Genomic DNA, 20,039 nt, shown 5'->3' with positions numbered 1-20,039 from the left:
TCATCCGTGGTGCGGGGGCTGTCTACCTGAGCCGCAGCGCGTTGCCGATCACCGACGCCGAACTCAGGCTCATCGCCAGTGCGGCGAGCATCGGCGAGAGCAGCCAGCCGGTGGCCGGGTACAGCACGCCGGCGGCGACCGGAATGCCCAGCGCGTTGTAGAGCAGGGCGAACAGCAGGTTCTGTTTCATGTTGCGCACGGTGCGCTCCGAGATCAGGCGCGCCGTGGCAATTCCCCGTAAATCGCCTTTGACCAGCGTTACCTGCGCGCTGTTCATGGCAACATCGGTCCCGGTACCCATTGCCACCCCGACGTCGGCCCTGGCCAGCGCGGGCGCGTCGTTGATGCCATCGCCGGCCATCGCCACCGTGCGGCCTTCCTGCTGCAGCTTCTCGACCAGGGCCAGCTTGTCGGCTGGTTTGACTTCGCCGATCACTTCGTCGATGCCGAGGCGCCGCCCTACCGCGCGCGCCGTCGTAAGGCCGTCGCCGGTGGCCATGACGACGCGCATCCCGGCGCGCCGCAAGGTGTCGAGCGCCTCGCGCGTGCTCGGCTTGACCGGGTCGGACACGGCCAGCAGCCCGGCCAGCACGCCGTCCACGGACAGGTGCATGACGCTGGCGCCCTCGGCGCGCAGCGCCTCGGCTTCCGGACGCAGGGAAGCGGTATCGACCCCGGCCAGGGTCATCAGGGCCGTGTTGCCGAGCGCCAGCCGGCGGCCTTCGACGCTGCCGCGCACGCCGATGCCGCTGGCCGATTCGAACTGGTCCGGCTTGCCCAGTGCGAGCCGGCGCTCGCGGGCGGTGCGCACGATGGCATCGGCCAGCGGGTGCTCGCTGCCCTGATCCAGGCTGGCGGCCAGGCGCAGTAGCTCGTCCTCGCTGAAGCCGGGTGCGGCGACCGCCCGCTCGAAAGCCGGCTTGCCTTCGGTCAGCGTCCCGGTCTTGTCGACGATCAGCGTGTCGACCTCGCGAAACTTCTCGATCGCGGCGGCATCGCGAAACAGCACGCCCTGGGTGGCAGCCTTTCCGCTCGCCACCATGATCGACATCGGCGTGGCCAGTCCCAGCGCGCAGGGGCAGGCGATGATGAGCACGGCGACCGCGTTGATCAGGCCGAATAGCCAGCCCGGTGCCGGGCCAAAGAAGCCCCAGGCGAAGAAGGTAAGCACGGCAATGGCGACGACGCCCAGCACGAAATAGCCGGCCACGCGATCGGCCATGCGCTGCATCGGGGCCTTCGAGCGCTGTGCGGCCGCGACCATCTGGACGATTTGCGCCAGCATGGTCTGCGCCCCGACCTTTTCCGCACGCATGGTCAGGGCGCCGGCCGTATTGAGCGTGGCGCCGATGACCCTGTCGTTCGGGCGCTTCGAGACGGGGATGGGTTCGCCGGTCAGCATCGATTCGTCGACGGCGCTGCTGCCCTCGACCACCAGGCCGTCGACCGGCACCTTCTCGCCGGGGCGGATGCGCAGCAGGTCGCCAACGTGGACATGCGCCAGCGGCACGTCTTCTTCAGCCCCGCCGGGCAGAATGCGGCGCGCCGTCCGCGGGGCCAGCCCGAGCAGGGATTTGATCGCCGCCGAGGTGCGCGAGCGCGCCTTCAGTTCCAGCAGCTGGCCCAGCAGGGTGAGCGAGATGATGACGGCGGCCGCCTCGTAGTAGACGCCGATGCGACCCATTGACTGGAAGGAGGCCGGAAACCATCCGGGGGCCGCCGTGGCCGCGACGCTGTAGACGAAAGCGGCGCCGGTACCGAGCGCAATCAGGGTCCACATGTTCGGGCTGCGCGCGGCCACGGAGCGGGCCCCGCGCACGAAGAACGGCCAGCCGGCCCACAGCACGACCGGCAGCGAGAGTGCCAGTTCGACCCATGCCTGGGTGCGCGGTGCCAGCAGGCCGAGGCGGTGGCCGGCCATCGCCAGCACGGCAACGGCGACCGTCAGGGGCAGGGTGACCCAGAAGCGGCGCTTGAAGTCGTTCAGTTCCGCGCTGTCTTCCTCCTCGAGGGCGGGAACGAGCGGCTCGAGCGTCATGCCGCATTTGGGGCAGTTCCCAGGATGGTCTTGCCGTATCTCGGGGTGCATCGGGCAGGTGTAGATCGTCGCCGGCGCAGCCGCTGCGGCCAGCGCGGACGTGTCCGTGTCCATGCCGCGCGCGGCATCCTGCGTGGCGCGCTGCGCGGTCGGCGCCGCTGCCGTGGAAGGAGTGCCTTGCGCGTGGTGCGCGTGTGTTTTCAATCCGGTCTGGCTCCACAGTGCGCGCAGCCCGATCCGCGTGACGGAAAGGTGGCCACCAATGACAATGTAGATCGAATCCAGGTCCGTAATCTTTGACCTGAATCAAATCGAACCGCATGCGGATGATTCGGGCCTGAGCTCTTCTACTTCACCAGCGTCACCGGAATGTCGACCAGCTTCACCACCTGGGTGGCGACCGAGCCGATGACGAGCCTGGCAAAGGCGCCCCTGCCGCGTGTACCCATGATGATGGCGTCGCAGCCGGCGTCGCGCGCATGGGCGGCGATCTGCTCCGCAGGCTCGCCGAAGAGGCAATGGAGCGAATACCTGGCACCGGCCTGCGCCAGGATGGCGATGGCCGGCTCCAGGGCCTGCGCTGCCTGCGGCGGGAAGCGCTCGTCGAGCCGCCGCGCCGAGAATGCCTCGGACAGCGTTACCGGCGTCATCGGTTCGATCACGTGCAGCAGGTGGATTTCCGCCGCCGGCCCCGCGAGTGCGGCCTCGGCGGCGGCATGGCGGACAGCGCGCAATGCGCTTTCCGAACCGTCGCATGGTACAAGCAGTTTTTTCATGTCCGCTCCCAGGTCCGCCGGGCCTGGCCGTGGCGGCCGGCCCGCGCTATGCGCCGAGTGTAACCGGAATGGCCGCCGGCTTCATTACCAGTGTGGCGGCCAGTCTTGCAGGCTTGTCGCATGACAGCCTGCTTGAAATCCGACGGCCAGATTCTAAACTTGTGCATGTAGTCGTTCATCGTATAAGCATCCGGAACGACAGCCAGGCGAGCGATGAGCGCTGGGTCGTCGATACGCTCGGATTTTTGGGAGATTGGCCATGAACCACAGGTACATTTCCGCTGCCCTGGTGAGCCTGATGTGCTCGGTTTCAGGCGCGCATGCCCAGCAAGCGAACCCGGGAGAAACGGGCGAACTGCCCCAGGCAAATACCCGGAACGGCATCACCTATGTCTGCGGCGGGGTCGGTAGCGACGAGGCCGAAAGGATGAAGCGGGCCGCACGCAAGTACGATCTGATGGTGACCTTTGCAACCAGGCAGGGAGACTACCTGAGCGACGTCGAGGTCGATATCGCCGACACCCGCGGTCGTTCGCTGTTGAACACCACCTGCGACGGACCGATCATGCTGGTGAATGTGCCCAAGGGCGGGCGCTATCACATCCGTGGGAAATTCGACGGGCGGTCAACATCGGGTACCGCGCTTCTCGGGCGCGGCGCCAAAGGCAAACCCCTGCACCTGGTCGTGCCGGCCGGGCAGCGCCAAAGCGGGTAGCGGGCTCGCAGCTTCGACCGCTTGAGTGGACGATCAGATGGCGCCACCCTCCGCAGCCAGCTTCTCCGCAGGCGACCCGGCGCCGCTGCTGTTTGCGCTCGAAGGCAGCCGGGCATTCGCCGAACGGGTCGGGCATGGGATCGGCCTTGCCCTGAGTGCGCATGAAGAGCGCGAATTCGAAGACGGCGAGCACAAGACACGGCCGCTGGAGAGCGTGCGCGGCCGGGATGTGTACGTGCTTCATGCCCTCTACGGCGACCGGCGCCACAGCGCCGACGAAAAATTGTGCCGCCTGCTGTTTTTCATCGGCGCGCTCAAGGATGCGGCCGCGGCGCGGGTCACCGCGCTCGTGCCCTACCTGGCCTACGCACGCAAGGACCGCAAGACCAAGGCGCGCGATCCCGTCACGACGCGCTACGTTGCCGGGCTGTTCGAAGCGGTGGGCACCGACGTGGTCGTCACGATCGACGTGCACAACCTGGCGGCTTTCCAGAACGCGTTTCGCTGCCGCACCGAACACCTCGAGGCGACCTCCCTGTTCGTGGACTATTTTGTGGCGCAGCGCCTCGAGCGCGAGATCGTCGTGGTGGCGCCGGATGCGGGAGGACTCGGCAGGATGGAGCGCTTTCGCCAACGTCTGTCGCGCGCGCTCGGCAAACCGGTCGCTGCGGCCCTGTGCGAGAAGCACCGCAGCGCAGGCGTCGTGAGCGGCGAGTTGCTGGTCGGCGACGTCGGCGGCAAGGATGCGATCATTATCGACGACATGGTCAGCAGCGCAGCGACCCTGGCGCGCGCCGCACAAGCCTGCCGCAGCCACGGCGCGCACGCCGTGTTCGGCGCCGCGACGCATGGTTTGTTCACGGGCGACGCGGCGGCGCAGCTGGCGGGCAGCGCCTTGCAGGAACTGGTGACCACCGATACGGTGGCCCCGGCCGGGCTCGATGCGGCCATGGCCACCGGCAAGCTGCGCACGCTCAGCTGCGCCGCTCTGTACGGCCAGGCCATCGAACGGCTTCACGGCGGCGGTTCGATCACCGAATTGCTGGAAGCCTGATGGCGTTCGGCCAGGCGCAGGTAGCGCAGGGCGCGGCGCCGCCAGGTGGGCGAATCGCGGAACTGTTCTTCGTCAAGGTGGCGGATCGCGATCCGGGCGCGCGTGCTCGCGCGATAGCCCTGATAGAAGTGCACGAGCGCGGCTTCGGGCGCATCTCCGGAAAGCTCGCCATACGTGCGCAGCAGCAGGGCGCCCGCGGCGGGCGCGCGCAGGCGCTCGCATTCCAGGGCCAGGAAACCGAGTTCGTCGAGCGGATCGATCAGGCGCAGCGCGCGCGAGAACTCGAGGCAGTCGATGATGCTCACCGGCGGCCCCAGGAAGACGTGCTCGGGACGCAGGTCGCCATGCCCCTCGACGATTTTTCCCGCTCGCGCGCGCTGGTCGAACCAGTCGCGCCTGTCCTCGAGCACCGCGCGCTGGGCCCGGCACAGGGCAGCCACGCGCGCGGCGGGGAGGCCGTAAGCGGGGCGGCTCAGTTCGCGCAGGTTGAGCGCGATCGAGCGCAGGAAGCCGGCGCGGTAACTGGCGGGGTCGAGCAACACCGGGACGCATCCGCGGTAGAAGAGGGCCAGCCGGGCGGCGACGCGGCGAATGTCCTCGGCGCCGGCACTGGCATGCCGAAGCGCATGGTCGAGCATGTGCTGGCGCGGCAGGCGCCGCATCCTGACCAGCCAGTCGACCACGGTCCCGTGCGGGCCGAGGTGCAGACGGCCCAGCGCGTCGACGCTCAGCGGGTCGATGCCAAGGTAGACGTCCGGAGCGAGGCGCCGGTTCAGGCGCAACTCTTCCTCGCAATAATGGCGGCGCGCGCCGAGGCTGCGAAAGTCGAACAAATCCTGGCGCACCGGCTTCTTGAGTTTGTACGCATGCCTGTCCGTGAGGAACACCCAGGACATGTGCGTTTCGATCGCTTCGACCCGTTCGGCGCACCCGGCGTAGCTGCCGGGCTGGCGCAGGAAGGCGAGCTTCGACTCGAGCGTGACATGGGGGGCGGGTGGGATCACGATGCGCGTGCGCCTGCGGGCTGGGTTCGTGCTTGATCCTGACGCGGCAATCCTGCTTTGCCAAGCCAGACCTCCACCACATTGATCTATCTCACACAGACGCCCGAATGCGGCCCTACATTGAAACTTCATTCGTCATTCCGGCGTTTTCATGGAAATGGAGGAAATCATGGCTAACCTGACGCGTTACGACCCCTTCAACGCTATTTCCCGCTTCGACCCGTTTCGCGACATCGAAGACCTGATGCGCGACTATCGCCTGGTGCCCGCATGGCGCGGCGCAGAAGCCGCGCCGCCGATCCGGATCGAGGTGACGGAAAGCGACCAGGCCTATTCGCTGAAGGCGGAAATCCCCGGTGTCAAGAAGGAAGACATCAAGGTGGCGATCGACGGCAACCAGGTCACGCTCAGCGCCGAGATCAGGCGCGAATCGGAAACCAAGGACCAGAACATGCTGCGCAGCGAGCGCTATTACGGCCAGCAGTCGCGCAGCTTCACCTTGCCGCAGGAGGTCGACGATGCCCAGGCCGTGGCCAAATACAATGACGGCATCCTCGAGCTGACGCTGCCGAAGAAGCCCGGCACCGCGCCGAAGCAGCTGCAAATCCAGTAACAGGACGTGATGCGGAGGGCGGGCATGACCAGGACTGCATTGGTGACTGGTGGAACGCGGGGCATCGGCCGAGCGATCACGTTTGCCCTTCACGAGGCCGGCCATCGGGTCGCGGCGGCCTATCACAGCGACGAGGAGGCGGCACAAGCGGTGCAGGAGCGTGGCGTTGCCGTATTTCGCTGGGATGTGGCCGATTTCAACGCTTGCCGCGCCGGCGTGGCGGAGGTGGAGGCGGCGCTCGGCCCGGTCGATATCCTGGTCAACAATGCCGGCATCACGGCCGACGCGATGTGCCACCGAATGAGCGAAGACGCGTGGTGGCGCGTCCTGCAGACCAATCTCGGCGCCATGTTCAACATGACGCGCCAGGTGATTACCGGGATGCGCGACCGGCAGTACGGGCGGATCGTGAACATCAGCTCGGTCAATGGCCGCAAGGGCCAGGCCGGACAATGCAACTACGCGGCCGCCAAAGCCGGCATTCTCGGTTTCACCAAGGCGCTGGCTCTGGAGAATGCCGGGCGCAGGATCACGGTCAATGCGATCGCGCCCGGCTATTGCGACACGGCGATGGTGGCGGCAGTGCCGCCCGAGGCAATGCAGGCCATCGTCGCGGCCATTCCGGTCGGGCGTCTTGGCACGCCGCAAGACATTGCCCGTGTGGTCGCCTTCCTGGCCGCCGAGGAAAGCGGCTTCATCACGGGCGCCACCTTCGACGTCAATGGCGGCCAGTATCTCGCCTGAGGTACCGGCTCATGCAGCCGGGCCGCCGGCAGTCGCTTGCGGCCGGTACACCAGGACCGGCACCGGCGCGTAGGCGAGCACGCGTTGCGTGACGCTGCCCGCGATCAGGCGGCTCAGGCCGCGCCGTCCATGCGAGGCAATGTAGATCAGGTCGCATCCGGTGCGCTTGGCGGCATCGACGATTTCGTCGGCAGGGGAATCGCCATAGCAGGTCAGGCTGGTGCACTTGACGCCTGCTTCGGTGGCCGCGCGTGCAACCTGTTCGACCTGCTTGCGCGCCTCCTCCATGAGGGCGTCCGGGCCACGGCCCGCGATCACCCCCGTCCCCTCGGCCAGGGGCACCACGGGTTCCGGCTGCACGACCGAGAGCGCGACGATTTCGCTGCCGAAGGCCTTGGCAAGTGCGATTGCGGCCTGCGCGGCGACGGCGGCAATCTGCGAGCCGTCGGTAGGAACGAGTATGCGTTGATACATGGTGCCCTCCTTGTCAACGATGGCTGCCGCGCTGGACTACGCGCCATATGGCTTATCCCTATCTAGAACGCTGTCAGACTCGGAAGTTTTGATATGGATCAAATTGATCCCGGTCCTCGTCGATCCATGCCGCAGCCGCCGGCTTTTCGTGGCGACTTGACGCAAATCAAACCATGGTCATGCAGCGCCGCCCGTGCGGACGTAAGCTCGAAACAGGATGCAGGGTCGGGACGCTCAGGCGGTTTGGCTGCGCGGCGCCTGCTCGCGCGCGGAGGACAGATTGCACCAGATACGCGAATCAGTGGGGCAGGTCCGGCATTCCCGCACCGGCACCGTGCCGCTACCCGCGGCCTACTGGAGCGAGCCCGCCTCGCGCCTGCTCGCCACGCTCGGGTCTACCCCGCAGGGATTGACGGACGAGGAGGCCGCGCGGCGCCTGCGGCGCAAGCGGCCAGTCGCGCAGCGGCGTTCACGCGGCGCGCACGCCTTCGTCCTGGCCGCCCGCCAGTTCAACAGCCCGCTGGTGCTGCTGCTGGTGGCCGCGTGCGCCGTGTCCCTGGCGGCGACGGACTGGGCGGATGCAGGCGTGGTGCTGGCGATCGTGCTCGGAAGTACCGTGCTCGGCTTCGCCCAGGAATACCGGGCCGACCACGCCGTCCAGGCCCTGCACGCGAGGGTGAGGCTGCGTTCGCGCGTCGTGCGCAACGGGCGCACCTGCGAGCTGCCGTCGGCGCAGGTTGTGGCCGGCGATGTGGTGCTGCTCGGGGCCGGCAGCCTGGTCCCGGCCGATGGGGTGGTGCTGGAAGCCGAGGCCCTGTTCGTGAACCAGGCGGTGCTGACCGGAGAGACCTTTCCGGTCGAAAAGAACGCCGGCGTGTGTAATGCCGCGGCCGGCCTCGCCGAGCGTGTCAACTGTGTCTTCATGGGAACCACAGTCAGTTCCGGGGCCGCGCGCATGCTCGCCGTGCAGACCGGGCCGGATTGCGTGATCGGCCAGATCGCCGGCAGGCTGGCCGCGGCCGCGCCGGTCACCGAATTCGAGCGCGGTATCGCGCGCTTCGGATACATGCTGACCCGCATCACCCTGGCGATGGTGCTCGCGGTATTGTCGATCAATATCTTCCTCGACAAGCCCGCCATCGAATCGCTGCTGTTCGCGCTGGCCCTGGCCGTGGGCCTGACGCCCGAGCTGCTGCCCGCCATCGTCAGCATCACCCTGTCGCATGGGGCCCGGCGCATGGCAGGACTGGGCGTGATCGTGCGCCGCCTCGCGGCCATCGAAAACCTCGGCAGCATGGATGTCCTGTGCACCGACAAGACGGGCACGCTCACGCGCGGCGAGATTGCGCTCGAGGCCGCCGTCGATACCCAGGGCCGGCCGAGCAGCGAGGTGCTGCGCCTGGCCGGCCTGAATGCGCGCTTCCAGTCGGGACTCGACAGCCCGCTCGACGCGGCGATCCTGGCGGCGCTCGCGCAGGCGAACATCGTCACCGAGGGCTGGACCAAAACCGGCGAGCTGCCCTGGGATTTCGTGCGCAAGGCGGTCAGCGTGGCCGTCGACGATGTGGCCGGCCAGCGCATCCTGGTCACCAAAGGCGCATTCGAGAACGTGCTGGAGCGCTGCGCCACCCTTGACGCGGGCCAGGCGCTGGACGCGGCGGCGCGCGCCGCGCTCGCGGCGCGCTTCGACGCCTGGAGCGCGCGCGGCTACCGGGTCCTGGGCGTGGCCACGCGCGCGCTTGGGCAGGACCAGGCGCCGCCCCCCGTGGCTGCCGAGCGCGCGCTTTGCTTCGCCGGCTTCCTGCTCTTCCTGGACCAGCCAAGGGACGACGCGCGCGCCACGATCGCGGCCCTGGCCAGCCGGGGCGTCGTTATCAAGATCGTGACCGGCGACAACCGCAAGATCGCGCGCCAGGTGGCCGATGCGGTCGGGCTGGCGCCGGGCGCCGTGCTGACCGGGGGTGCCATGAACACCATGGATGCCATGGCACTCATGCACGCCGTGGAGCGCACTGCAGTGTTCGCCGAGGTCGACCCGAACCAGAAGGAGCGCGTCATCCTGGCCCTGAAGCGCAGGGGACACGTGGTCGGCTACATGGGCGACGGCATCAACGACGCGCTGGCCTTGCACAATGCCGACGTCGGCATCTCGGTCGACTCGGCCGTGGACGTGGCGCGCGAGGCGGCCGACTTCGTCCTGCTGCGCAAGGACCTGCAGACCCTGTGCACCGGCATCGACGAGGGCCGGCGGACCTTCGCCAACACCCTGAAATACATCCTGACAACCATCAGCGCCAACTTCGGCAACATGTTCAGCATGGCGGCGGCGTCGGCCTTCCTGCCTTTCCTGCCGCTGCTCGCCTCGCAGGTATTGCTGAACAACCTGCTGTCCGATATCCCGGCCGCGGCGATTGCCGGCGACCGTGTCGATCCGGAATGGCTGGCCACGCCGCATCGCTGGGACACCGTGTTCATCCGCGATTTCATGGTCGTATTCGGTCTGCTCAGCTCGGCGTTCGACTTTCTCGCCTTCGGCGTGCTGCTGTGGCTGTTCCAGGCGGCGCCGGCGGAGTTTCGCACCGGCTGGTTCCTCGAGTCGCTGCTGACCGAGCTGGTGATCGCGCTGGTGGTGCGCACGCGCCGCCCGTTCTGGCGCAGCCGGCCCGGCACGGCCTTGCTGGCGGCAAGCCTGGGCGTGATCGCCGTCGCCCTGGCCTTGCCCTACCTGCCGTTGAGCGCGCTGTTCGGCTTCGTGCCGCTGCCGGCGCCGCTGGTGCTGGCCGTTGCCGGCATGACGCTGGCCTATGTGGCGGCGGCCGAAGCGACGAAGGCGCGTTTTTACCGGCGCGCGGCGGGGCGCGCATGAAGCTGCCGCCAGGAAGAACCCTGTCGTGGCGCCTGGCCGCGCTCCTGCTCGCCGTGCTGGCCGCGTTCGGCGCCGTGCAGGGCTGGCGCGTGTGGCGGCCGCAGCAGACGAACGCCGGTCTCGTCAGCGGCAACGGACGGGTAGAGGCGACCGAAATCGATATCGCCGCCCGCGCGCCGGGACGCGTGGCCCGGATCCTGGTCGATGAGGGCGACCTGGTGAGCGCCGGCCAGGTGCTGGCGACGATGGACTTGCCGGCGCTGCGGGCCGAGCGCGGCGAAGCGTTGGCGCGTGAACGCCAGGCGCGCGACGCCGTCGCCGCCGCCGAGGTGGAGGTGGCGATGCGCCTGAGCGACGCTGCCGCCGCCGCCGCCGTGCTGGCCCAGCGCATCAGCGAACTGGACGCGGCCGGCCGGCGCCTTCGCCGCTCCACGACCCTGGCCGCGGCCGGGGCCACCGCCTCCCAGGAACTCGACGACGACACGGCGCGCGTGCGCGGCGCCGAGGCGGGCGTGAATGCCGCCCGGGCCCAGCGCGCGGCGGCCCTGGCTGCGGTAGAAGCGGCGCGGGCGCGGGTGGTCGGCGCGCGCTCGGCGGTCGACGTTGCGGTGGCCACCACCGCGCGCATCGATGCCGAGCTCAACGATGCGGTGCTGCGCGCGCCGCGTGCCGGGCGCATTCAGTACCGCGTGGCCCAGCCAGGGGAGGTGCTGGCCAGCGGCGGCACGGTGCTGAACCTGATCGACCTGACCGACGTCTACATGAGCTTTTTTGTGCCGGAAACGGCGGCCGGCCGCCTGGAACTGGGAAGCGAAGTGCGCCTGCGCCTGGACGCGGCGCCCGGCTTCATCGTGCCGGCGCGCATCACCTATGTCGCCAGCAGCGCCCAGTTCACGCCCAAGTCGGTCGAGACGGCGAGCGAGCGCCAGAAGCTCATGTTCCGGGTCAAGGCGCAGGTCGAGCGCCAGGTGCTCGAGCGCTACGCCGGCTACGTGAAGGCCGGGGTGCCGGGCGTGGCCTGGGTCCGGCTCGACCCGCGCCAGCCCTGGCCGCCGGAACTGGCCTTGCGGGGGGAGCAATGAAGGCGCCGCCGGTCGTGCGCGTCGCGGGGTTGGGCTTGCGCTACCGGCATACCCGGGCCCTGGACGGCATCGACCTGGTCCTGCCGGCCGGCGCAGTGACAGGACTCATCGGGCCGGACGGGGTTGGCAAGTCGAGCCTGCTGGCGGTGCTGGCGGGGGCGCGCCGCATCCAGCAGGGCCGGGTCGAGGTATTGGGCGGCGACATGCGGCGCGCCGCGCACCGGACCCGCATTTGCCCGCGCATCGCCTACATGCCGCAAGGGCTCGGGCGCAATCTGTATCCGACGCTCTCGGTGGCGGAAAACCTGGATTTTTTCGCGCGCCTGTTCGGACATGATGCGCCTGAACGGCGTGCGCGGATCGCGTCGCTGACGCGCAGCACCGGCCTGGCTCCCTTCCTGGCGCGTCCTGCCGGGCAGCTTTCGGGGGGCATGAAGCAGAAGCTGGGCTTATGCTGCGCCCTGATTCATGACCCCGACTTATTAATCCTGGACGAACCCACCACCGGGGTCGATCCGCTGGCCCGGATCCAGTTCTGGTCCCTGATTGCGTCCATCCGCGCGGCGCGGCCGGGCCTGTCGGTGCTGGTGGCAACCGCCTACATGGATGAAGCCGAGCGCTTCGACTGGCTCGTTGCGCTTGACGCGGGACGGGTGCTGGCGTCGGGAACGCCGCAGGGCTTGCGCGAGCAGGCCGGCGCGCCGGACCTGGAGCGCGCCTTCGTCGCGCTCCTGCCGGCAGCCCGGCGCGCCGGCCAGCGAGCCCTGGCACCGTGCACTCCGGCGCCAGGCCCGGAAGGACCGGCGGCGGTCGAAGCGCACGGGCTGTGGCGCCGCTTCGACGGCTTCGTGGCGGTGCAGGACGTCAGTTTCCGGATCGCCCGCGGCGAAATCTTCGGCTTCATCGGCTCGAACGGCTGCGGCAAGACGACGACCATGAAAATGCTGGCCGGCCTGCTCGCGCCCAGCGAGGGGCAGGCCTGGGTGCTGGGCGAGCGCGCCGGGGAGAACGCCGTGGCCGCACGACGCCGTGTCGGCTACATGTCGCAGGGCTTCTCGCTCTACCAGGAGCTGAGCGTGCGCCAGAACCTGCTGCTGCATGCGCGCCTGTTCGACCTTCCGGACGCTGCCGCGGCCCAGCGCTGCGCGGCGCTGGCGCAGCGCTTCGGCCTGGAAGCGATACTCGACGCCTTGCCGGGCACGCTGCCGCTGGGGATGCGCCAGCGCCTGTCGCTGGCCGTGGCGCTGGTGCACCGTCCCGAATTGCTGATCCTCGACGAGCCGACCTCGGGCGTCGATCCGATCGCGCGCGACGGTTTCTGGGCCGAGATGCTGGCGCTGTCGCGGGACGAGGGCGTGACGATCTTCATGTCGACCCATTTCATGAACGAGGCCGAGCGTTGCGACCGCGTGGCCCTGATGCACGCCGGCCGGGTGCTCGCCACCGGCGCCCCGGCCGCGCTGGCGCGGGAGCGCGGCTGTGCCAGCCTGGAAGCGGCCTTTGTCGCCTGGCTGCGGGAGGCCGAAGGCGGCCTTGAGGGGGGCGCCTTGCAAGCGGCGCCGGCACCGGCGCCGCGGGATCCGGCCGGCGGCTGGTGGCGGCGCACGGCCGGCACCAGCCGGCGCGAAGTGCTCGAGCTGCGGCGCGATCCGGTGCGCGCCGCGCTCGCCATGATCGGCTCGCTGCTCCTGATGATCGTCATCGGCTATGGCCTCTCCATGGACGTGGAAGATCTGCGCTACGCGGTGCTCGACCGCGACCAGAGCGCGCTCAGCCGCGATTACGCGCTCAACCTGGCGGGCTCGCGTTATTTCGTCGAACAGGCGCCCCTGCAGGACGACGCGGCGCTCGAGCGCCGCATGCGCTCGGGCGAGCTGGCGCTGGCGCTCGAGATCCCGCCGGGCTTCGCGCGCGCGCTGGCGCGTGGACGGCCGGTCGAGATCGGGGCCTGGATCGACGGCGCCAATCCGGTGCGCGCCGAAACCGTGGCCGGCTATGTCCAGGGCATGCACCAGCACTGGCTGGCCACGCGCGCACCGGGCGGCGCCGTGCCGGGCAGCGGGCCGGTCGCCGTCGAAACCCGGTTTCGCTACAACCCCGACGTGCGCAGCGTGCCGGCCATGGTGCCGGCGATCATCGCCTTGCTGCTGCTGAACCTGCCGGCGATGCAAGCGGCCCTGGCAGTGGTGCGCGAAAAGGAAATGGGCTCGATCGTCAACCTCTACGTAACGCCGCTGCGGCGCAGCGAATTCTTGATCGGCAAGCAGGCGCCCTACGTGCTGCTGGCGATGGTGAACTACGTCCTGATGACCCTGGTGGCGGTGACCCTGTTCGGCGTACCCCTGAAGGGCAGCGTGGCGGCGCTGACCCTGGCCGTGTTCCTGTTCTGCATCTGCTCGACCGGCATTGGCCTGCTGGCCTCCACCTTCACGCGCAGCCAGGTCGCGGCGATCTTCTCGACCATGATCGGCACCATGGTTCCTGCCATCCAGTTCGCCGGCCTGATCAACCCGGTGGCGGCGCTGGAAGGGGCAGGGCGGACTATCGGCGAAGCCTATCCGGCCTCGCACATGCTTACCATCAGCCGCGGCGTGTTCGCCAAGGCGCTCGGCCTTGCGGACCTCGGCGGCGAACTGCTGGCCCTGCTGGCGGCGATTCCCGTGATCCTGGGGCTGGCCATTGCCGCCCTGCCGAAACAGGAGCGCTGACGATGCGCCTGTCCTGGTCCAAGGTCTGGCGCCTCGGCATCAAGGAATGGTGGAGCCTGGCGCGCGATCCGGTGCTGCTGGGCCTGATCGTCTACACCTTCACGCTTGCCGTCTACGTCGCCGCGACGGCCCAGCCCGACACCCTGAGCCGCGCGGCACTGGCGATCGTCGACGAGGACCAGTCGCAGCTGTCGCTGCGCATCCGCAATGCCTACGTCCCGCCCCAGTTCGTGCTGCCCGAACTGGTCGACCTGGACCAGGCCGACGAGCGCCTGGACCGCGGCGATGCCACCTTCGTGCTGGTCATTCCGGCTGGCTTCCAGCGCCGTGTGCTGGCCGGGCGCGCCGCCAGCCTGCAGCTCAACGTCGACGCCACCCGCATGAACCAGGCATTCACCGGCAGCCTGTACGTGGAGCAGATCGCGCTGGGCGAAGTGGCGGCCTTCCTGCACGGCGTGCGCAGCAGCGCGGCGCCACAGGTGGCGCTGGCGCTGCGCGCCCGCTTCAACCCGGCGCTCGTCCCCTCGTGGTTCGGCGCCGTGATGGAGCTGGTCAACAACATCACCATGCTCTCGGTGATCCTGGCCGGCGCTGCCCTGATCCGCGAGCGCGAGCACGGCACGGTCGAGCACCTCCTGGTGATGCCGGTGCGCCCACTGGAGATCCTGCTGGCCAAGCTGTGGTCGATGGCCGCGGTGGTCATGCTGGCCACCGTGGTGGCCCTGCTCGGGGTGGTGCGCGGCCTGTTGCAGGTCGGCGTGCAGGGCTCGATCCCGCTGTTCCTTGGCGGCGCCTTGCTGCACCTGTTTGCCACCACCTCGCTCGGCATCCTGCTGGCGACACTGGCGCGCGGCATGCCCCAGTTCGCGCTGCTGGTGATCCTGGCGCTGCTGCCGCTGGAGATGCTGTCGGGCGCCACCACTCCGCGCGAGAGCATCCCGGCCGTCCTGCGCGAACTGATGCTGGCCGCGCCCACCACCCACTTCGTCGAACTGAGCCAGGCAATCCTGTTTCGCGGCGCGGGAATCGGCGTCGTCTGGCCCGCCTGCCTGGCCTTGCTGGTGATCGGCAGCCTGCTGTTCGCGCTGGCGCTGGTGCGCTTCGGGCGCACGATGCGCGCGCTCTGAGCTGCGCCTAGGGCGCCAGCACGTACTCCCCGGGCGCGGCGCCCAGCCCGGCGGGCATCGGCGGCGGATCGACCAGCGGCCCGGCCTGGCGCGCCAGCCAGTGTTCCCAGGCGGTCCACCAGCTGCCCTCGTGGACCGGCGTTTCCTGCTGCCAGCGTTCCGGATCGATGTAGGGCGCGTCCGGCGCCCGGGTCGCGATCTGGTAGCTGCGCCCGGTGCCCCCGGGCGGCGCCACCACGCCGGCGTTGTGCCCGCCGCTGGTGAGCAGGAAGCTCGTTTCGACATCGCTGTGCAGGCCGATCTTGTAGACCGAGCGCCAGGGCGCGACATGGTCGATGCGGGTGCCGACGGCGAAGATGGGTGCTTCGATGTCGGCCAGCGCGACCGGCCTGCCGTCGACCTGGTAGCGGGCGCTGGCGAGGTCGTTGTTCAGGAACAGGCGGCGCAGGTAGTCCGAGTGCATGCGGTAGGGCATGCGGGTGGCGTCCGCATTCCAGGACATCAGGTCGGTGTGCTGGTCCGGCACATCGAGCAGGTAGTGGCGCAGCCGCCGCGACCAGATCAGGTCGTTGGAACGCAGCAGCTGGAAGGCGCCCGCCATCTGGCGTGTATCGAGATAGCCCTGGCTCCACATGGTCGCCTCGAGGAAACTGACTTCGCTTTCGTCGATGAAGAGCGACAGCTCGCCCGGTTCGGTAAAGTCGACCTGGGCCGCAAGCAGGGTCAGGCTGGCAAGGCGCGCATCGTGGTCGCGCGCCATGGCCGCCGCCGCAATCGCCAGCAGGGTGCCGCCCAGGCAATAGCCGCAGGCGTTAATCCGCGTCGCGCCGCTGTCGCGCCCGACGGCATCGAGCGCCTCCATGACGCCGAAGCGGCGGTAGTCTTCCAGGCCGAGGTCGCGGTCGCCGGCCTCCGGGTTCTTCCATGAAATGACGTACACGGTGTGGCCCTGGCCGACCAGGTAGCGCACCAGCGAATTGTGCGGCGAAAGGTCGAGGATGTAGTACTTCATGATCCAGGCCGGCACGATCAGGAGCGGGGCCGCATGGACCTGCGGCGTGGCTGGTTCGTAGCGCAGCAACTCCATCAGGCGGTTGCGCAGCACGACCTTGCCGGGCGTGACGGCCACTTCGCGCCCCGGGCGGAACACCGGCGCGGCCGCCTCGCCGGCCGCGGCGCGCATGGCGTCGGCGGCGGCGCGCGCGCTGCCCTCGACCAGGTTCATGCCGCCGCGCTCGCAGGTGGTACGCAGCACGACGGGATTGGTGGCGACGAAGTTCGAGGGGGCCGCGCAGTCGAGCAGCTGGCGCGCCACGAAGGTGACGACGTCGGCGTGGTGCATCGACATGCCGCGCACGCTGCGGGTGGCGCGGTGCCACCACTGCTGCTGCATCAGGAAGCCCTGGCTGAGGATGTTGAAGGGCCAGCGCTGCCAGTCCGGGTCGTCGAAGCGCTTGTCCTGGGCCAGCGGCGTCACCGGACCCGGTTCGCCGGCGATGGCGCCGCCGGCGCAATACTGGAGCCAGCGCGCCAGCGTGGTGCCGCCGTGGCTTGCCAGTTCGGCCTGCTTGTCGGGCGAGAACAGCAGGTGGCTGCACCAGTCGAACCAGGCCAGGCCCAGCGCCGCGGGCGAGACGTGGCCGGTGAAGCGCCCGATCCAGGCGTTCAGTGCCAGATCGGCCGCCGCATGCGCGACGTCGGTGTCCTTGTAGGGGTGGCGCGTGCCCTGCCAGGCGCTGGCGTCGCGGTCACGGACGTCCGATGCGGGAAGGGCTTGCATGGCGGGAGGCATGGGTTCGTTCATGGACTGGTCCTCAATGCGCGAACAGCACCGGGAGCGGCGCGCGTGCCAGCAGGATGCGGGTCACGCCGCCGAGCACGATCTCGCGGAAGCGGCTGTGGCCGAACGCGCCGGCAACGAGCAGGCAGGCATTGCTGGCGCGCGCCATGCCAAGCAGCACTTCGCCGGTCGGCAGTACGCTGCGTTCGACCACCACCTCGACGCGCACGCCGTGGCGTGCCAGGTAGAGCGCCATGTCGGCCCCCGGCTCCTCCCCGAGCAGGCCGGGTTCGCGCTCGGGGTTGACCAGCGCCAGGCGCACGTTGCGGGCGCGGCACAAGAGGGGCAGGGCGCCGTCGATGGCCCGGATCGCGGCCAGGCTGCCGTCCCAGCCGACGACGGCGTCGCCGGCAAGCGCCTGCCCGGCCCAGTCCGGGGGGAGGACCAGCACCGGCCGCGCCCCGTGCACGGCGACGTATTCGGGCAGACCGCGCAGGAGCAGGCCGTCGCCGCTCTCCTGGCTGACCACGACGAGGTCGGCATAGCGCGACTGCAGCAGCAGTCCCTGGCGGTCCTCGTCCTCGATCAGGCGTTCCTCAGGGGCGGCCACGCCGAGCCGGTGCGCCGCCTGCGTGAATTCGGCCAGGGCGGTGCGTGCGGCGCTGCGCAAGGCATCGAATTCTTCGACCGGCACGACCGCCATCGATCCTGTCAGCAAGGCGTACGAGGACCAGGACATCCCGGTCATGGCGGCGCCCACCAGGCGGGCGCCGTGGGCAGTGGCAAGCGCGGCGGAGACCTGGAGGCGGCCGTCCATGCGCGGGCTCCGGTCGACGTGCACGAGGATGGTCTTGTACATGACGTTTTCCTTTAAAAAATGGCTGGCATGCTGTCCCCAGCGAATGACTCTACGCCCGGACCCATGCGATGTCAGCCGGACGCCTGATGCAGATCAAATATTCAAAAAATTTCTTTAACCAGGTGCGGCCTGCCGCTCTGCCAGCACCACGCGGTTGCGCCCGCCCGACTTGGCCCGGTACAGGGCCTGGTCCGCGTCGCGCAGCAGCGCGTCCCAGTCCGCATGGCCCGCATCGAGCACGCTCACGCCGAGGCTGACCGTGAAGTGCACCGGCCCGCCTTCGGCCGGGACACGCATGGCCTCGACCAGTGCGCGGATGCGTTCTGCGCAGGCCAAGGCCTCGGCGGCGTCCGTCTCCGGCATGACGCACACGAATTCTTCGCCGCCGACCCGGCCCAGGTAGTCGCTGCCGCGCAGGGCACGGCCGCAGGTGGCGCCCAGCGCCCGGATCGCCGCGTCACCCACGTCGTGTCCGTAGCGATCGTTGATGGCCTTGAAATGGTCGATGTCGAGCATCGCCACGGCCAGCGGGTGGCCATGGCGCCGTGCCAGGGCCAGGTCGCGCATGGCCGTCTCGGTCAGGTAGGAACGCGACAGGGCGCCGCTCAGGCTGTCGTGGCGGAACTCGTAGCGCAGGGACTGCTCAGCCAGGAAGGCGGCACGCCGCAGGCGGCCCTGGGTCAGCGCCACGGTGGCGCCCAGCAGCAGCGACAGAGCGTACAGGAACAGGCTGTTGAGGAAGAGCTTCGGCGGCAGCGACCAGGCGGCGAGTGCGGCGAGCAGCAAGGTCGGAGCGAGCATGACGGCGCCGCAGCGCCGCAGGCGCGGCTCGATCAGGGCCAATGGAAACATCGCCCCCGCGATGCCCGGCAAGGCCAGCATCAGGCCCCCGTCGAGCAGGGCGGCGGCGATCGTCATCGCTCCGACATGGGTGGCGTAGACGAAGGCCAACCGTGCCGGTACGCTCCAGCCGAGCCGGTTGCGGGCGTAGCCGAGCGCCCCGGCCAGCACCAGAGCCGCGCGCAGCTTGAACGTGGTGCCGGCGTGGACGGGATCGATCCAGGCGTCCCAGGCGCCGAACAGCACCACGAAGATGCCGAAGGCCGGACCGAATACCGGCAGCAGCTGCTCGATGCCGCCGTCGACTTCCTTGCCGAAGGCCGCCTCGTCCCCGGGCGCGAGCCGCTGCCGGGCTGCCAGCGGCAGCAGCCGTTCGCGCCAGGAGACGGCCATCGAGCGCGCTCCCGCTGCGAGGGGTTTCACGGCTCAGTGCGCCATCAGCACGGGGATCGTCATCGCCTGCAGGACCGTGCGCGTGGCGCCCCCCAGCAGCAGCTCGCGCAGGCGCGCGTGCCCGTAGCCGCCCATGACCAGCAGGTCGCTGCCGCGGTCGGCCGCCAGCGACAGCAGGCAGTCGCCGGCATCGAGGGTCGTTGTATCGGCGACCAGTTCCGCATCCACGTCGTGGCGCGCCAGCCAGGCCAGCAGTTCGTCGTCCGGCTGCGCTGGTTGGGCGGGCGAACCGACGATGGCGACGACGACGGCGTCGGCGGCGCGCAGCAGGGGCAGGGCGGCGCTGACGGCGCGCGCCGCCTGCGTGCTGCCGTTCCAGGCCACCAGGATGCGCCGTCCGGCCACGGCGTCGGCCTGGATGTACGGCACGATCAGCACCGGATGGGCGCCCTCGAAGAGCATGCTGGCCGGCAGGCCGGCGGCGCCGGGCGGGGCGGGGCGATCCGGGTCGGGCTGGCCGAGGACGACCAGGTCTGCGTAGCGCGTGGCCAGCGCCAGGGCGGCCCCGGTTTCGTCGTCGATCAGGCGGCGCTCGAAGGAGCGTACCCCGGCGCCTGCGGCAAGTGCCTCGAAGCGATCGAGCAGGGCCTCGGCCGCGCGCAGGCGCTCGTCCATGTAAGGCGCAAGGACCGTGCGCGCGAGGTCGGCGCCGGCGTCGCGGTAGAAGTAGCGCGACACGCCGCTTGTCGCCAGGCCGAGCAGGTGGGCGTCGAACGCAAGCGCAAGCCGCGCGGCCAGCGCGATCGTCATCGAGGCCTGCGGGGTGTCGTCGACGTGCACCAGGATGGTGTTGTAGCGCATAGGGGCTCCGGTGGGCGGGAAAACGCAGGGGGCGCGTGCAGGCGGGGACTGTCTGCTTGCGCGGTTGGCCTTGCGATTGGCTTAAGGATCCTGCGCCGGGCGGTT

Annotated in this window: 16 protein-coding genes; 8 read left to right on the top strand and 8 right to left on the bottom strand. The window is 69.6% G+C overall.

All coding sequences use genetic code 11. The annotated features are described in order from the left end of the window. Positions 1 to 22: 22 nt before the first annotated feature. On the bottom strand, positions 23 to 2,152 hold the full coding sequence (locus NMB41_RS14535; RefSeq protein WP_494382847.1) for a copper-transporting P-type ATPase: 2,130 nt from the start codon (positions 2,150 to 2,152) through the stop codon (positions 23 to 25). 233 nt (positions 2,153 to 2,385) lie between these two features. Continuing rightward, entirely contained in the window at positions 2,386 to 2,814 is a 429-nt protein-coding gene (locus NMB41_RS14530) for a universal stress protein (RefSeq protein WP_494378525.1), read from the bottom strand. Positions 2,815 to 3,073: 259 nt separating this feature from the next. Here NMB41_RS14530 and NMB41_RS14525 point away from each other — a divergent pair, with 259 nt between their 5' ends. After that, positions 3,074 to 3,529 (top strand): carboxypeptidase regulatory-like domain-containing protein, encoded by a 456-nt coding sequence (locus NMB41_RS14525; protein WP_494378524.1) that lies wholly within the window; start codon positions 3,074 to 3,076, stop codon positions 3,527 to 3,529. Positions 3,530 to 3,566: 37 nt separating this feature from the next. Then, on the top strand, positions 3,567 to 4,583 hold the full coding sequence (locus tag NMB41_RS14520) for a ribose-phosphate diphosphokinase (RefSeq protein WP_494378523.1): 1,017 nt from the start codon (positions 3,567 to 3,569) through the stop codon (positions 4,581 to 4,583). On the opposite strand, the gene NMB41_RS14515 is transcribed toward NMB41_RS14520, so the two are convergent. Then, entirely contained in the window at positions 4,544 to 5,587 is a 1,044-nt protein-coding gene (locus NMB41_RS14515) for a hypothetical protein (RefSeq protein WP_494378522.1), read from the bottom strand. The genes NMB41_RS14520 and NMB41_RS14515 overlap by 40 nt on opposite strands. A 169-nt stretch (positions 5,588 to 5,756) precedes the next feature. On the opposite strand from NMB41_RS14515, the gene NMB41_RS14510 reads away from it, so the two are divergent. Further along, positions 5,757 to 6,200, top strand: a complete 444-nt coding sequence (locus NMB41_RS14510) for an Hsp20/alpha crystallin family protein (RefSeq protein ID WP_494378521.1) — start codon at positions 5,757 to 5,759, stop codon at positions 6,198 to 6,200. A 24-nt stretch (positions 6,201 to 6,224) separates the two neighbouring features. Then, complete coding sequence (gene phbB, locus NMB41_RS14505) at positions 6,225 to 6,944, top strand: acetoacetyl-CoA reductase (protein ID WP_494378520.1); 720 nt, start codon at positions 6,225 to 6,227, stop codon at positions 6,942 to 6,944. A 9-nt stretch (positions 6,945 to 6,953) separates the two neighbouring features. Here the strand turns inward: phbB and NMB41_RS14500 are convergent, their stop codons facing one another. Continuing rightward, a complete protein-coding gene (locus NMB41_RS14500; protein WP_494378519.1) occupies positions 6,954 to 7,418 on the bottom strand; it encodes a universal stress protein in 465 nt (154 codons plus the stop codon). Between the two features lie 280 nt (positions 7,419 to 7,698). Between NMB41_RS14500 and mgtA the strand changes: the two genes are divergently transcribed. Genes mgtA through NMB41_RS14480 form a run of 4 tightly spaced genes read left to right on the top strand, consistent with a single transcriptional unit; the run spans position 7,699 to position 15,201 of the window. Further along, the gene (gene mgtA / locus NMB41_RS14495) at positions 7,699 to 10,284 is read left to right on the top strand and encodes a magnesium-translocating P-type ATPase (protein ID WP_494378518.1); all 2,586 of its coding nucleotides are present in this window, start codon (positions 7,699 to 7,701) and stop codon (positions 10,282 to 10,284) included. Next, positions 10,281 to 11,366: an HlyD family secretion protein gene (locus NMB41_RS14490; RefSeq protein WP_494378517.1), complete on the top strand. Its 1,086-nt coding sequence runs from the start codon at positions 10,281 to 10,283 to the stop codon at positions 11,364 to 11,366. Before mgtA ends, NMB41_RS14490 begins: the two co-directional genes overlap by 4 nt. After that, complete coding sequence (gene rbbA, locus NMB41_RS14485; protein WP_494378516.1) at positions 11,363 to 14,074, top strand: ribosome-associated ATPase/putative transporter RbbA; 2,712 nt, start codon at positions 11,363 to 11,365, stop codon at positions 14,072 to 14,074. Before NMB41_RS14490 ends, rbbA begins: the two co-directional genes overlap by 4 nt. A gap of 2 nt (positions 14,075 to 14,076) precedes the next feature. Next, positions 14,077 to 15,201 carry an ABC transporter permease gene (locus NMB41_RS14480; RefSeq protein WP_494378515.1) on the top strand — a complete coding sequence of 375 codons (1,125 nt, stop codon included), beginning with the start codon at positions 14,077 to 14,079 and terminating at the stop codon, positions 15,199 to 15,201. 7 nt (positions 15,202 to 15,208) lie between these two features. On the opposite strand, the gene NMB41_RS14475 is transcribed toward NMB41_RS14480, so the two are convergent. From NMB41_RS14475 to NMB41_RS14460, 4 genes are all read right to left on the bottom strand, one after another. After that, positions 15,209 to 17,005: a PHA/PHB synthase family protein gene (locus NMB41_RS14475; protein WP_494378514.1), complete on the bottom strand. Its 1,797-nt coding sequence runs from the start codon at positions 17,003 to 17,005 to the stop codon at positions 15,209 to 15,211. 10 nt (positions 17,006 to 17,015) lie between these two features. Beyond that, a complete protein-coding gene (locus NMB41_RS14470; protein ID WP_494378513.1) occupies positions 17,016 to 17,840 on the bottom strand; it encodes a universal stress protein in 825 nt (274 codons plus the stop codon). A gap of 114 nt (positions 17,841 to 17,954) precedes the next feature. After that, positions 17,955 to 19,103 carry a GGDEF domain-containing protein gene (locus NMB41_RS14465; RefSeq protein WP_494378512.1) on the bottom strand — a complete coding sequence of 383 codons (1,149 nt, stop codon included), beginning with the start codon at positions 19,101 to 19,103 and terminating at the stop codon, positions 17,955 to 17,957. 3 nt (positions 19,104 to 19,106) lie between these two features. Further along, positions 19,107 to 19,934, bottom strand: a complete 828-nt coding sequence (locus NMB41_RS14460) for a universal stress protein (RefSeq protein WP_494378511.1) — start codon at positions 19,932 to 19,934, stop codon at positions 19,107 to 19,109. Positions 19,935 to 20,039: the final 105 nt, after the last annotated feature.

It is taken from the genome of Massilia sp. FBCC-B171, from assembly GCF_059134155.1.
This window is presented reverse-complemented; position numbering and strand designations above follow the sequence as displayed.